This window comes from Paenibacillus sp. sgz302114 (assembly GCF_056120345.1).
This window is the reverse complement of the sequence record NZ_JBVYOI010000004.1, coordinates 152829-167923: the sequence shown is the minus strand read 5'-3', so window position 1 is coordinate 167923 and position 15095 is coordinate 152829. Positions and strand designations below refer to the sequence as shown.

General features: G+C 48.0%; 15 protein-coding genes. All 15 read right to left on the bottom strand.

Features of this window, described 5'->3' with window-relative positions:
* Positions 1–14 precede the first annotated feature (14 nt).
* Positions 15–1517 (bottom strand): xylulokinase, encoded by a 1503-nt coding sequence (xylB, locus tag AC0LWF_RS12795; protein ID WP_474651918.1) that lies wholly within the window; start codon positions 1515–1517, stop codon positions 15–17.
* 581 nt (positions 1518–2098) lie between these two features.
* Complete coding sequence (locus AC0LWF_RS12790) at positions 2099–2950, bottom strand: RMD1 family protein (protein WP_474651917.1); 852 nt, start codon at positions 2948–2950, stop codon at positions 2099–2101.
* Positions 2951–3083: 133 nt separating this feature from the next.
* Entirely contained in the window at positions 3084–3563 is a 480-nt protein-coding gene (locus AC0LWF_RS12785) for a DUF6376 family protein (RefSeq protein WP_474651916.1), read from the bottom strand.
* Between the two features lie 25 nt (positions 3564–3588).
* Entirely contained in the window at positions 3589–4845 is a 1257-nt protein-coding gene (locus tag AC0LWF_RS12780) for a carboxylate--amine ligase (RefSeq protein WP_474651915.1), read from the bottom strand.
* A gap of 14 nt (positions 4846–4859) precedes the next feature.
* Positions 4860–5687, bottom strand: coding sequence for a sugar phosphate isomerase/epimerase family protein (locus tag AC0LWF_RS12775; protein WP_474651914.1), 828 nt, complete (start codon positions 5685–5687; stop codon positions 4860–4862).
* The gene (locus tag AC0LWF_RS12770) at positions 5687–6760 is read right to left on the bottom strand and encodes a Gfo/Idh/MocA family protein (protein ID WP_474651913.1); all 1074 of its coding nucleotides are present in this window, start codon (positions 6758–6760) and stop codon (positions 5687–5689) included. The genes AC0LWF_RS12775 and AC0LWF_RS12770 overlap by 1 nt, the downstream gene beginning before the upstream one ends.
* 96 nt (positions 6761–6856) lie before the next feature.
* On the bottom strand, positions 6857–7450 hold the full coding sequence (locus tag AC0LWF_RS12765; RefSeq protein WP_474651912.1) for a YdeI/OmpD-associated family protein: 594 nt from the start codon (positions 7448–7450) through the stop codon (positions 6857–6859).
* Positions 7451–7507: 57 nt separating this feature from the next.
* The gene (locus AC0LWF_RS12760; protein WP_474651911.1) at positions 7508–9769 is read right to left on the bottom strand and encodes an ATP-binding cassette domain-containing protein; all 2262 of its coding nucleotides are present in this window, start codon (positions 9767–9769) and stop codon (positions 7508–7510) included.
* Positions 9770–9900: 131 nt separating this feature from the next.
* Positions 9901–10299: an SRPBCC family protein gene (locus AC0LWF_RS12755; RefSeq protein WP_474651910.1), complete on the bottom strand. Its 399-nt coding sequence runs from the start codon at positions 10297–10299 to the stop codon at positions 9901–9903.
* Positions 10296–10631, bottom strand: a complete 336-nt coding sequence (locus AC0LWF_RS12750; RefSeq protein ID WP_474651909.1) for an ArsR/SmtB family transcription factor — start codon at positions 10629–10631, stop codon at positions 10296–10298. Before AC0LWF_RS12750 ends, AC0LWF_RS12755 begins: the two co-directional genes overlap by 4 nt.
* 198 nt (positions 10632–10829) lie before the next feature.
* Positions 10830–11735, bottom strand: a complete 906-nt coding sequence (locus AC0LWF_RS12745; RefSeq protein WP_474651908.1) for a phosphotransferase family protein — start codon at positions 11733–11735, stop codon at positions 10830–10832.
* A gap of 67 nt (positions 11736–11802) precedes the next feature.
* Positions 11803–12753 carry a hypothetical protein gene (locus AC0LWF_RS12740; RefSeq protein WP_474651907.1) on the bottom strand — a complete coding sequence of 317 codons (951 nt, stop codon included), beginning with the start codon at positions 12751–12753 and terminating at the stop codon, positions 11803–11805.
* 115 nt (positions 12754–12868) lie between these two features.
* Positions 12869–13075 (bottom strand): helix-turn-helix domain-containing protein, encoded by a 207-nt coding sequence (locus tag AC0LWF_RS12735; RefSeq protein WP_474651906.1) that lies wholly within the window; start codon positions 13073–13075, stop codon positions 12869–12871.
* A 10-nt stretch (positions 13076–13085) separates the two neighbouring features.
* On the bottom strand, positions 13086–13562 hold the full coding sequence (locus tag AC0LWF_RS12730; RefSeq protein ID WP_474651905.1) for a DUF2975 domain-containing protein: 477 nt from the start codon (positions 13560–13562) through the stop codon (positions 13086–13088).
* Positions 13563–13715: 153 nt separating this feature from the next.
* On the bottom strand, positions 13716–14981 hold the full coding sequence (locus AC0LWF_RS12725; RefSeq protein ID WP_474651904.1) for an ankyrin repeat domain-containing protein: 1266 nt from the start codon (positions 14979–14981) through the stop codon (positions 13716–13718).
* Between the last annotated feature and the right edge of the window lie 114 nt (positions 14982–15095).

Genomic DNA, 15095 nt, shown 5'->3' with positions numbered 1-15095 from the left:
ACTCTGCTCCGTTTCTAATTGAAGTGAGAATCTAGCAATGGGAATAGCTTCTGATTCGCGCTGTACAACTCCTTGTAAACGGCATGCAATCGCGCATATGTCTCATGATTAGCCATATTCGGAGTCACAGGGGTCTCATTGATTCTTACAACCGTTCTACACGCTTCTTCTACATTTGTGTAACGACCAATGCCGACGCCAGCCATAATAGCAGCGCCTACGCAAGCTTGTTCGTGCATCGTGCTGGTGTACACCTCTTCACCGAAAATATCAGCGATAATCTGCTTCCATAACGTACTCTTTGCTCCGCCACCAGATAGAATCAATCGATCCGACAGCACACCAAGCGTTCTGAAAATATCATAGCTGTCCTTCAGCGAGAAGCTAACGCCTTCCAGCACAGCACGTACGAGATGGCTTCTTCCATGATTTAAGGTGAGTCCGAAGAACGCCCCTTTCGCATGAGGGTCCATATGTGGCGTCCTATCCCCGGCCAAGTACGGCAAGAACAATAAGTTATCGCTTCCTGCCGGGATCGCTGCTGCCAGCTCATCGAGAGCGCCGTAATCCTGCACATTCAGAATTTGGCTGCTCAGCCATTTCAGCGACAATCCTGCGCTCATGGAGGCACCGAGCAAATACCACTTGTTCGGTACGGCATGAACATAGGTATGCGTCCTTAACGCTTCATCGAATACCATGCGGTTGACCGTCGTGAATAGCTGACCGCCAGTGCCTATCGTACAAGAAACAACGCCAGGCTCAACAATCCCGTTGCCAACCGCTTGCATCGCTTGATCGGCTCCGCCGTAGACGACCGGAGTTCCTGGACATAAGCCCGATTCTGCGGCTGCCGCTGCCGTGATGGTTCCGCATATTTGCCATGGCTCGCGAGTTATAGGGAACATGGTCGGGTCAATCTGAACGCGCGACAACAGCTCGGTGGACCATTCCCTCTCTGCCACACTATAGGCAGAAGTGCTGGATGCATCCGTTGTATCGACACCTATGACGCCAGTGAGCCGATATCTGACATAATCTTTTGGAAGAATGACTGAGCGGATCTGGCTATAGACTTCGGGCTCGTTCTCCTTGACCCATAATAAGGAAGCCAACTGGAACCCCGTCGCGATATGGTTCTGAATGAGTTGTCCAAGCTCCTCCGGCGAGAAGAGCTCGCTAAGCTTCTCCTTCTGCGGAATGGAACGCTGATCACACCATATAATCGCAGGCCTGACCGGTTTACCTTCAGCATTCAGCGCCACTAGTCCGTGCATCTGGCCCGAGAAGCCAATTCCTGCAATGTCATCTGGCTTTAATCGCGCATGCCGAATGGCCGCAGTGGAGGTTTGGCATACCAAGTCCCACCATTCATCTGGATCTTGTTCCGCATAGCCTTGATTAGGGATGCTAATGTCATAATTTAGCTGTGCGAAGCCGAGCATGCTGCCCTGATCGTCCATTACCATCGATTTCACGCTTGATGTGCCAATATCAATGCCCATAAGTATTGCCAATCGGATAAACTCCTTTCTACCATCGCTTCCCTAAATAACTTCGCCACATTAACCATTCCTCCTTTTTCCAAGGAAAAACTACTCCAATAAAAAAAGCTTTCGTGCATGGTTGCCTGCACGAAAGCTTGTGGACATGATGCTGAGTGAGAAAATCCACTCTCTCAACATACAAAATCGGCGGTTCGCACCGCCGAGAGGGCAAAAGCCGTTATCGTCGGCAACTTCGCGAAACTGAGAGATCCAATACGATCTCTCAGCATCGAAATCGCGTCAAAAGTCGGCTGAGAGTTCCAATATGATCTCTCAACGTAATGATGCTGAGTGAGCAAATAGAGTCGGAGATGTGGCAAAGCTCTGGTGCAAGGTGCCCGAGGATGCAAGGCGAGAGAGGCTTTTCCCGCTCTTCTGTGATCATTCGGGGTTCAACAGGGGTTTAGAGAGGGTTTTTCCGCTCGGTGATTTTGCCCAAATTCGCTAGGCAAGAGAGAATTTCCCCGCTCTTGCGTGTTCATTCGGGGTTCGTCGAGTCTAATTTCCTAAACAAAATAAAAAACCTCAGCGATTGCTGAGGCAAAATTAGTTTACGTATGGGAAGGAACCCAACCAAGTATTTGCAACACGGTGAGAACAACTTCGATGACGATGAGAATAACGACAATCCATTCGACGAAGAGACCGCGGATGGAGTGGCTGATGTCCGAGAAGCCTTCCGTGATGTGATACAGAATATCAGTTTTGCTTTTCAAGATCGTATATCGGTCGTTTAATTCAAAGAAATTCATCATCTGATCGTGAAACTGGCTGGCCGATTGATGCGTCCATGTGACCTCGGGCTTGTCCAGTATCATAATATAGGCAAGTGTATTGAATTCATGCCGAACGATCTTCGCAGTCGTTGTGGCTAATACCTTGTTGCTGATCCGAAGCTTGCCCTTCTCTAATTGCTCAATCATCACTTCCAAGCTGTCTTGCACATTGCCTAACTGCTGCTCGGCTTTCTCAAGAGCGACCGATTTGGCTAGCACTGTCGAGATTAATTCCGGCAAAAAAAATTCATACTCATTCACGACTACGTACTCGTCCGTCAGCTCCATATTCTCGATATTCCCAATATGCAGACTATAGTCATCCGTGAAGCGATCCGCTCGTGATAGATCGATATCCCGTTCGAAGGTTTGGAGAAACTTCAGCAGCATATTGATCTCGCCCTTGCCCGTGTGATTCACAAAGACGACGCTGCCAAACGAGAATATGAGTACCTGCTGCAGCTCATCCATTCGCGTCGAGTATATGGATTTGAGTTCCTTCGCTCTTAGAATTAATGGCTGCTCCCACGTATATTTCTTGGGCATGCCTAAGTAAATGGCGATTTTGTTGAGATCGATTTCGCTTGTGATGGATAACGCTTTAAACGAGATATTAGTCAGTTCCATAGATCTTCCACTTTCAGTAAGTTGTACTGATGCACTGATTGTAAGTCTTCACCAGCAACGATCAATGTAAACTCTTAAGCAACAAAAAAAAGCAGCCGATTAACGTATAATCGACTGCTCAAGCACGGTTAGGTTACTTTAACATATTCAAGTACTTCTCAGCCTCTTTAAACTCAGGTGAATCTTTCAGCTGTTCGTAGAGCGCTTCGAATTGTTCCGGGTCGAAATTGCCGGAATCAATTTGACGGATATATTCGTCGATCTGCTGATTGGCCTCGTCGGAACTCGATGCGAGCTGATCATGAAGACTCTTCAGTTTCGCTGGCGGCTCTGTCTTAACCAGCTTGTTCAGTTCTTGTTTGACAGTGACCAATTGCTGTTTGATCTCCTGCTCTGCCGCCGATTTATCCTCACTCTTCGCTGCACCTTTTCCATTCTTCACTTGCTCAATCAATGCAGGCAGCTTCTTATTCACCTCATTGACCGTCGAAGCGGTTTCCTTCGTTTGTTTGGCAAAGTGGACCGTATCGATTATGGTGTCTTTGTAGTAGAGAAATGCTCCTCCGAGTAGGACAGCAAGCACACTCACAACGACTGCTAGTTTTCGCAGCATGCGGATCCCTCCCTCCAAGTCTTCATTAAAGCTCGGTCGCCGAAGTATCCAATTTATCAAAATAATACTTCCGATAATTGTTGATATGGCCGAAATAGTAACGTGAAACTCGCAATATGCGCTTCAGGTTCAGATCCTTGCTGTACCACAACGACTTGAGCACTTTATTCTGCCTATACAGCGCATTAATCTCCGAAGATAGAGCCGGCTCTGTTACATATTTGCGGAGGACAGCTCTCGGTACGTTCGTCCAGAGCGCTGTTTGGTCGCTGTAAACGGTGGCCTCGTTCTTGCCATAAACGACGTTTTCGATCAATGCTTCAATCATATTTAACCCAGCGGCCCTTACAAAGAAACTGCTTCTGCCTAGGCGAGGATTAATTTCGAACAGCATATATTTGCCTGTTCTGCTGTCATATTTCATATCAATATTGGAGAAGCCGATATATCCGATCTCTTCCAGAAACTTTTTGATTTTCTCATAAATCGCCTTATCCGAACGGCTAATAATCGCAGCATAGTTTCCGAGTGTCTTCGGCGTGTACTCCTCAAGTACAGGCTGGCCGAGACACATCATGCGAACTTTCCCGTTATCATCGGAAAAGCTGTTGATGACACGCATCGAGCTGTCCCCGCCTGGAATAAATTCCTGAATGATCAGTTTGCCTTTGTAATCAGACGTATTCATGCTTCTAACCATCGCGAAGTATGCTTCTTTCGAATTAAAGAAGAACACCTTCTTCTTCCCTTCGAACTCGCAATGCAAATATTCATACGCATTGCTGTTCTCCGGCTTCACGACGATTGGAAACTTGAAGTCCATCTGCTCAAGCGCGCTCTCGCGTTCGTGCGGCTCGCTTACAATGGTCTTCGGATAATCCATGCCATGTTTCTCACAAAGCTTGTAGAACTTGTCCTTCGTATCCAGCGTGTCGAGCAAGGACTCGGATATAAAATGATTCGCGATCAGCCCTTTGAATGTGCTGTAATGACGCGACAGCATCCCGGCGTAGTAATCCGAGCAAGGAATGACGACTAATTTGCGGTTTGGAGCCGCGTGCTTCTCCAATATCTGAAGCAATGCGCCTGGGAATACGCTCTCACTGTCGAAGCGATCAATTTGCACGAGGTCGAACAACGAACTGTTCATCGTCGGAATTAACAATCGGCTGCATAGCAGCAGCGGCTTGATCTGGTATCGCTCATGAATCAGTCTTACATTGCCGTACGCATTCTCATCGCTTCCAAGTATAATTGGTAAAAAATCGTAACTTTTCATCATAATCTCCTTGTTCGTTATGGAATCAGAGCTCTTATGAAAGATAAGCTTGAATCCACTTGATCTTCACTCAAACCATGCAGAATGAGCGGCCCTGTAAAATGCACTGCCGAGAGCAGCTGTAAATAATGATGATAATCGACCATGCCGGCCCCAGCAGCTACAAACTCCGCTTGACCATTGATAATCATATCCTTCGCATGTGCAATGACGATATGTTCGCCTAGTAAATCGAATGCTTCAGACAATATATCATTCTGCGAACGGCCACTCTCAGGATTATACAAATTCGCGGCATCCATTACAATCTTGACGTGAGGCGATTGAAGCTCGTCCAGCAGCAGCTTTGCTCTCTTCGCATCGTACACGACATTGGCGAGCTCTGGCTCGACACCGAGTACGATGTTATATTGCTCCGCAACTTCTACTGCAGCCGCTATCGTATGCATCAAATCGGCCCATGCTTCGTTACTCCGATTATCCTGATGCAGCTTCCACATATTGTCTCGTTCTCGACTTCCCGTGCAGAGCGTAATCGTTGATGTTCCGAGTGTGCTGCAAGCTTGTGCCAGCACCTTCAGACGGTCGATCCCCGCCTTGCGAATGCTTGCATCGGGATGAGCCATATTGAACGTACCCGATAGTGCGGATATCTCTATCTGATTGTGTTGACAAGCACTTCTGATTAATTGTGCAAGCTCCGGTTCTATATAGTCTGGCATCGGTGGGAGTCCGGCACAGGACATATTAAATTGCGTGCTTGAGAGCCCATGCTTTCGAATCGTTTGAAACACTTCTGCGACCGAGCTCCGGCTAAAGGTCTTCGCGAATATTCCGAGTTCCATTACACGCCGCCTGTCACTTCGGATAGGCTGACTTTACCGCCGCCGATTTCCGCTGATCTTGCCAGTGCGACCATCGCCTTCATATTTTGAACGCCATCATGAATCGAAGCGCCGACCATGGGAGCGCCGCCCAGAATCGTATCCGCGAAGCCTTCTAGCTGGAGCTTGTAGAAATGCGCGTCTGCACCAAGCGGTTTGCGATATAACCCGTCTTTGGCCGAGAACACTTCGACGTCGCTTGCCTTGAACAGCCAAGGATTATAGGTCTTCGCAACTACGCTGCCGTGCTCTCCATACACTTGAAAGCCCTCATGCCAATCCATTCTCACAGCAACAGTGAGATCTAGCTGTCCTACTGTGCCGTTCGTATAGGTAATGGTGCAAAGCCAGCTATGCGCACCGAATCGTTCCGTATGCCAGGCATGTACGCTCTCGATCTCCCCGCCGAGCAATCTCGCTGTGTCCACGAGATGACTTCCATGCGTCATCATATAATAGCGCTGTTTGTCCAGCTTCGGATTTCCCTCTGGTTTCTTGGCTGCGTCACTCGACATCATGACAGGCATTACGTTCTCTGTAACCGTGTATCGGTAAGTTGAATCGCAGTACCAAGCTTTCAGTGCCAGCATCTCTCCCATTTCTTCTTGGATGAAATTCTTCGCGTAGGCGATGCCCGGATCGAATCGCTTCATGTTGCCGACCTGGAACGTCAGGTTTGAGCGCTTCACGATTGCTTCAAGCTCCTCGCATTCCTCTATAGTAACGCCAAGCGGTTTCTCCACGAGAACATGTTTGCCGGCAAGAATGGCCTTCTTCGCCATTGGAACATGGAATTGGTCTGCAATTCCGATGATCACCGCTTCTACCTCTGGATCAGCCAGCATCTCATCATAATTGGTGTAGGTACGTTTCGGATTATATTTCTGTTGCATCTTCTCTACTAAATCAGGAGCGACGTCGCAGATGGCAATTAATTCTACATTGTTTGCTCTAGCGCAAGCTTCCAGATGGGCAGCTTGGGAGATCACACCACAGCCGAGCACGCCGACCTTTAATTTGTACGGTTTCTCCATCTATGTATTCCCCTCGTTTCCTATCGTTTGTTAATACAATAGCATCACACCCCGCTAAAAGAAAGAAGCCCGCGACCAGCGCGGACTTCATCTTCATTAATCGTCGATCCCTTTTCCGTTCAAAATATGAGGCGTGTACTTCTCTACCCTTGCAGCGCGAGTCTTCGATTGCTTTGGCTGAGAGAAATGAAGCAGGTAACCTCTTTGCCTGCCTGGCGTCAACGCTTCAAACGCCGTTTTCAAACCTGGGTTCTCATCAAGCTTCACTTGAAATTCCTCAGCGACGGCAAACTCGGCAGCCTTCTTGAGAGGCACTTCCTTGCCGGACTTCTCGATCTCAATCGCTTCATATAAGTAGGCTCTAATGGTGAGCTCCATATCGATAATTTCTTGCAAGCTGGTGAACCGAAGCTGGCGTGCCGCCTGCACGTTCTCCGTCTGCTGGATCATAATGCCATGCGGATCTTTCAACAAAGCCCCTTTATGAAACAGCAGCGCGCAATATTCTTTGAATCCGTGAATGAGTACGACGTTCTTATCATTCAGCGTATAGCATGGGTGCATCCATTTGAAATCCTCGGTAAGCTCGGTATCCAGGACGATTTCCCTAAGCTTCTCGAACTCTTCCTTCCACTTGCTAGCCATGCTCATAAACGTATCCACTGTTGCATTTTTGACTGGATTGGCCACTCTTGTACACTCCTTTCTACGAGATGGTGATGATGATGGTGATCATGATCGTGTTTATTAGGAGGATTTCAAATATTTTCCCGTAATCGAGCGCTCTGCATTCACAATATCCGAAGGTGTCCCTTCGAACACGACCTGCCCGCCCTTGCTGCCTCCGTCAGGTCCCATGTCGATAAGCCAATCGGCTTGGCTAATGACTTCGAGATTGTGTTCGATAACAATGACCGTATTGCCAGCGTCCACGAGGCGGTTCATAATTTCGAGCAGATGCCCGATATCCGACATATGCAGCCCTGTCGTAGGCTCGTCCATCACGTAGATGCTGCCCTTCTTGTGCAGCTCGCTTGCGAGCTTGATGCGCTGGCATTCCCCGCCTGACAGCGTGCTCATCGGCTGACCCAGTGTAATATACGTCAGTCCGACATCACTAAGCGCCTGAAGCTTGCGCACAACCTCTTTCAGCTCGAAGAACTCGAGCGCCTGCTCTACCGTCATCTCGAGTACATCGGCAATCGACTTGCCGTTCAGCTTGTACACGAGCACCTCTTCCTTGAATCTTCTGCCTCCGCAAACTTCACATGGAAGATCCACGCTGTCCAGGAATGACAGGTCAATGGAGATGACGCCTTGCCCGCCACAGTTCTCACAAGCTCCCTTGGAGTTGAAGCTGAACAAGCCTTGATTAACTTTATTCGCCGTAGCAAAAGCTTTCCGCACATCATCCATGATGCCCGTGTAAGTTGCCGGATTCGAACGGGAAGATACGCCTATCGCCGACTGGTCGATGACGATTGCGTCCGAATGATTGCTTAGGAATACATCGTTAATGAGCGTGCTTTTGCCAGATCCAGCAACACCGGTAACGACTGTGAGCACACTCGTTGGAATATCAACACTGACGTTATTCAGGTTGTGCAGAGTCGCATTGTTAATGGACAGCTTGCCGCTTGGCTTCCTGGTCTCTTGCTTCAGCTCGAGCGGGCGTTTCATATGGTTGCCTGTCAACGTGCCTGATTCCAGCAAGCTTCGGTAGCTTCCTTCAAACACAATGTTACCGCCACGGCTACCGGCAAATGGACCTACATCGATAACATGATCCGCCACTTTTATGACATCTGGATCATGCTCTACGACGATGACCGTATTGCCTTTATCGCGCAGCTTCTGGAGCAATTCATTCAGACGATGCACATCACGAGGATGTAGACCAACGCTTGGCTCATCAAAAATATAGGTGACATCGACCAGACTTCCGCTCAGATGCTTAACCATCTTGACACGCTGCGACTCTCCTCCGGATAATGTATCGGTCTCGCGGTCGAGCGTTAAGTAATCCAGTCCGATATCGACAAGATGCTGCAGCCGATCAGTTAATGCCTTGATGATAGACGCAGCGACTGGACTGTCAATCTCCCGCACGACTCGGATGAGCTGACCGACTTCCATAGCGGCCAAATCAGCAATGTTATACCCATTAATCTTGCTGCTAAGCGTAGCTTGACTGAGTCTTGCACCATGACAGCTGGAGCATACGCCTTCAATAATATAAGGCATTACGGCCTTTTGAGTACGCTCGGACATCGTCTTTATATCTCGTCTTATGTACTTGTTGGTGAATTTCTCGATGCAGCCTTCAACCGTAACATTCATCGGCTTGCTCATGAATTGGACTTCTACTTTCTTGGCTTTGCCATGCAGCAGCTCCTCAAGCTCTGCATCAGAGAAATCGCTCAGCTTCTTATCAGGATCGAAAGACCCCGACTCAATTAGAATAGATAGATCAAAACTGCTCGCCTTGTAGTCCGGCAGCAGAATAGCCCCTTCACTCAACGACTTGGTCATATCAATCGCTTTGCTCATATCCACGACCAGACTGCGGCCGAGACCGTTGCACTCCGGGCACATGCCTTGCGGATCGTTGAAGGAGAACATATGCGCGGGTCCAACATGAGGCTGCCCCGCTCGGGAGAAGAGTAGACGAAGAATAGGAGAAATATCGGTAATCGTGCCCATCGTCGAATGTGAACCGCCGCCTAGCCGCTTCTGATCCACAATGACAGCCATGCTCAAGTTCTCGATGGCATCTGCGTCCGGCTGTGGTACACGCGGTAGAAAGTTGCGCACGAACATACTGAAATTCTCATTCAGCAGCCGCGTAGACTCCGCCGCGATCGTATCGAAGACGATCGATGACTTGCCAGAGCCGGAAACCCCGGTGAAGATCGTGATCTTCCGCTTCGGAATGCGCAAGGACACTTCCTTGAGATTGTTCTCTCTCGCGCCTGATATGACGATATACTCCTGATTCGAATCGGTCATGATAACATCCTTCCGCTTATGTATTCAATAATATTCCTCTTCATATTGTACAGAAACAAGAGGAATTTGTCAGACTGTATAAACAGACGTAACCGGCTGCTTGTATGCAGCCGGTCTAAGCTAATCTGTCATTATTGTGCCAGCAGCTTCTCTAGCTCGCCGCCCATATTCGTCCAACCATATTTTGCGCCGCCCAGCGCTTGTGGATTGGAAATACCCGTTTGCTCGAGGTGGAGATTGACTTTGCCGTCTCCCAGATCCTGCAAGGTCCAGACGACCGTATGCTTCTCTGCTCCAGTGCCCCACGTATAAGACAGCTTGCTTGGCTCGTCTACGATTAGCACTTCACCTTCAACAATGCCATCCCAATATTCGGTCGGCTTCTGGCGGAACTGAAACTGATAGCCGACTTCCGGCTTGAAGTTGTTCTCCATCACCCACTTGGCAAGCTTGTTCGGATCCGTGATTGCGTTCCACAGCTTCTCGATCGTTGTTGTATATTGAAAATCCAAATTCAGAGTTAAACTCATAACTCTTCTTCCTCCTCTAATAACAGCTGCTTTAAACGCAGCATATTGGTACTCCAGAACTTGCTATAGTAGGCTACCCAATCTTGAATTTCTTGTAGTGGAGCCGCATTTAATTTAAATCGCGTTTCTCGGCCGACTTTCCGGTCAATGATTAGTCCAGCTTCTTTCAGTATCGTCAAATGCTTGGAAACCGCTGTTCGGCCCATCTCGAATTGTGACGTTAGCTCATGAAGGGGCAGCTCCTCAGCCTCTGATAACAGCTGTATGAGCCTTCGCCTAGTTGGATCTGCAATCGCGTCAAACACATCCCGCAACTGATCGTTATCCCTCACAACACCCTCTCCTACGTTTTCAGTCGACTTATATAGGACACCATTTGGTGACACTTTTATTATATGACACCAATTGGTGTCCTGTCAAATCTAGTTTAGTATGCCCTGTTGCGAATGAAAAAGCCCGTGATATCAATCGCGGACTAGTTGTTTAAGAAGGAAATATGGATCCATTCAAGCACGAACGATGAGCTTTGCTCAAATTCCGACAATCGCGTCGCAGCGCGTCAACGCCCATTCGAGCATCTCCGTGTCACCCACCGACGCGCTTTGGAAGATCAGATCAAGTCCAATTCGGAGCTGGTAGCAATGCAGCGCTTCTGCTCTACCTATAAGCTCGGGATGCTGCTCCTCGATATATTGCGCCTGCACTTCCATGCAATCGAGCCAAGTGCGCCAGAAGAAGATGTTCGCGACATCGTAGAGCGGATCGCCGAGCATAGCCTCGCTCCAATCGATGATACCCGTAATGCGAGCTCCCTCCGCCAGAACATTGTTCGAACCGAAATCGCCATGGACGAGCTGGCGAATCTCGGGGCAGCGCGGTGCGAAAGCTTCAAGCGCTTCAAAATAAGGCGCGAGCCTGTGAACATCGATAACTCGCTCGTTCAGAGCAGCCCAATTATACCGAGTTGAATCCGTGATACTCATAATAAAATCGTGCCAACTCGCAAAGCGACCGACTCCATTCACGTCGAATGGGCCAAACCCGGTTGTTCCATCACAATTCGCATTCGCCATCACTTCCATGACCTGCATGACTGGCTTGACCACAGTTGGCAACTCCGTAGACGGCAGATCCTGCAAAGTAACACCTGGCGCGCGTCTTGAAACACAGTATGTATATTCATCATCGAGCGCACCGATATGGATGATTTCTGGGATCAGCAAGTCCGATGATGCAAATTGATGAGAACAGAATGCATCCTTGTAAAAATCATTCGCTGAGCGATTGACGCGAATAATACATTCTTTCTCACCGATGCAGACTGCGAAAGCTTGCGATTCCTCTCCTTCGGAAACAGGCTCCCATTTAGATAGCTCACAGTCTAGTTCTCGTGTGACTGTATTCATGATAGCTTTCGGAGACAACTGCGGCTTCATTCGGACACAACCTTTTCGTCAATTAACAATCTTTTTCCTCATTTCCAAGTAAGTATGCTTTACGATTTCACTCCGTCGATTGTGTAACTTGTCTAACGACTTGCTCTAGCACCGCATTTCGTTCCAACAGTGCTTTAAATTTACCATTGAACGAAGTTATCGCAATGAACTCCTCTGGCGAGTCCATTATCGTCTGAAACTGTGCGTTGTCTAGCTTATTCTCCTTGGCTTTGTTCGATTGAATGACAGCTACATGTAAGTCTTCCTCAAGAAGCTCCTCTAACAACACACCATTGATCCATTCTGCATGTTCATAGGTACGATTCGAGGAAGATAAGCTGATCCATTCGGATCTTGCAGCAAGCTCAATTTGTTTCATGTCGTTAACTTGAACCTCGTTCAAAAAATCGCGAAGAACGGACACAAACGCCTCACCGTTACCGAGTTCCCCACTATTGGATGTAACTAGCTGAAGATGACCATTCTTCTTTACTAACGCGCAATAAGCTTCAGCGAACGCAGCTTCAAACCACGGGTATCGTTTGGCTAGCGCAAAGCGGATGTGGGCAGGTTTGGCCCAGCCAGCATATCGTTTGCGATTATCGTTATTTGATTCAATGAATACGAAGGCTTTCATATTCTTCTGATGCGCAAACATGATAGACATAATAAATAGACGCGATGTAAGCCAATTCTTGCCGCTTCCCAAATGGATAACGGTATAATCTGCGCTGCCTTCCGATAACAAAAGATCTCTAATATCGATCGGTTCACTGGACTTTTGCATGATTTCCATCATATTGATGAGATCTAATTGACTAACCGACAAGGTCGGTGTGAAGGATTTGGTCTCCGATAATTCGAGCGATACCCCGGCAAAATCGATTCGCTTCACGCGTTTCAACAACACCTTCAGCAAATCCGGCAAGTGCTTTCGAGAGATTAAGAGTAAGACGCAAATGACCACCGGCCACATCACGGCAGATACAAGTGCGGCAATATCCAGATTGACAGTCACAAGGAACACCTGCTCTTTCGTAAGAGTCCTTCACAAGTTCATGCGAAATCCCTTACAACTATATGCAGGCATTCAATGACCGATCTCCAATTTTTGTATTCCGCGAACCTTGTGATCAATCCTGCTTGTATTCCAAAATATCGCCGGGCTGACATTCGAGCGCTTTGCAAATTGCCTCTAATGTGGAGATTCGAATCGCTTTCGCCTTCCCATTCTTCAAGATTGACAGATTGGCCATCGTGATGCCTACCTTCTCCGATAGCTCGGTTACGCTCATTTTCCGTTTTGCCAGCATGACATCTATATTGATAATGATCGCCATGTTCTTCACCTCAGACCGTAAGATCGTTTTCTAACTTGATATCGATCGCCGTTTTTAGAAGCTTTTGAAGAACAGCGGCAAAGATCGCAATGACCATGGAAGCAAAAAAAATGACCAAACCGATTACAACAAGACCAGGTGCGTCACCCTTATCCCCCAACATAAATAAGAATGGAAAACCAACCACATACAAGATACAAATCGTATATGCACAGTGCTTGATCCGCTTCAGCGCCAACACGGCGAGGTGGGAGAAAGCTTCTTTCTTGTCAATTAAGACAAGAAGACGCAGCGACTGGTATAAGGCATAGAAGAATGGTATCGCCGAACAATACAGAACAATAAACACGGGATAGAGCAAATAAGCCGGATATTGCCCGGATGCTTCGTTCGCAATCACAGGCAGCAATATACAAAGCATAGCAAGAACCAAAATACCAATAAGATAAACCGCTAATTTTAAAAAGAGTGTTGTTCCTCGTTCCACGATATGCACCTCAATTCTTTATTATTAGCTATAATGTAGCTAGAAATATATCGCTTTACAATAAATTTTAACTGAAATACAGAAAAAATCGATTGTTATTAAAGAGTTTCGTACCAATAGAAAAATCCGCGGAAGCCGCGGATTCTTACAATTCTATAGCTTAGTTTGTTCAATGACCCGATTAACCTCTTCACTGCCGTTCAACTGGCTTGGCACTGGTGCGCCGGCTTTTACGAGCTGCTCTGCAACTGCTGCATAATCACCATTCGGAGAGCGGAAATTAACCGAGCCCCACATACTGCTGCTGAGTGCGTCACCGCCGAATCCATGGGTTAGCTGAGGGGATGCACCGTGTGCAAGAAGGAGTTGCACGATCTCGGCATTCCCTCTCATCGCTGCATTGTGGAGTGCTGTGAAATCCGCCGGACTGCGCCTCGCATCGGCATCGAACCCGGCTTCCAACATGACGCGAACGGCATCCGTATCGTTATTCGAAGCAGCATCGGTAATCGTGCTAAGCTCCTCGAGCGAAAGCGACTGAACGATGTCAGGCTCTTGCGCTATCAGAGCTTGAACTTGAGATTGATCACCAGTTAAGCACGCATAGAGCAACCGGTGAGCAGAAGGACGATGCTCCAGCATTAATTGTGCAATTTCAGCACGCTTATGGCGGGCTGCGAGCTGCAGCGGTGTCACATCGCCGCCGATTTTGTACAAGTAAATATGGCCGCCATCGGAATCCCCTGATGTGAATCGTCCTTGACCTACACGAGCGTCTAGACAATCGGGCTCCGTCTCCAATATTCTGCGGACTAGCTCCGTATCTCCAAGCTGAATCGCCATATAAATATCTGCAGACGCGCCGCGTTCAAGGAGATAGCTGCATTTCTCCGCATCATCGATCGCCCACTGCGCTGGTGTACTATAATGGTCGATATCGCGCAGGTCAATCTCGGCACCATGTTCGAGCAGGAAATCTATAATCGCTGTCTCAGTCGCAAAGTGAAGCGGAACTTGTCCATCTGGCCCTCGCTCATTGACGGAATCGGGATTCTTCTCGATCTTATCTTGCAAAATCTCCATCAAGCCAAGAGCAGCGGCTGCATGAATATCAACAGGAGCACCTCGTTCAATTAGGTAGCGGGATAGCTCATGATGGTCATGGTGCAGAACGCCGAAGCCGCCGGCCCACCAAGTGCTCTTGGCATGCAGATCAGCCCCGTTCTCAAGAAGCAGGTCTATCATCTCACGATTGCCACTAGCCGCTGCTTGGACAATTGCGGGTGTATCGAATGAAAACCAAGGCTCGTTAATTCGCTCAGCCAGGAACGGATTATCGAGCAAGCTCTTGCTTGCCTCTGTCACATTATTATTCATAACGGCTTGCTTGAATTGTTCAATCGCATGCTGCTCACTCATTACCCGCGCACCTCCGATTGGTATATATCTACTCTAGTTTACTTGTTTATATCTGCCAAATCTATACTCGATTCTTTCCTCTCATTCTTTGCGGAAATGATGATACTTTCGTGA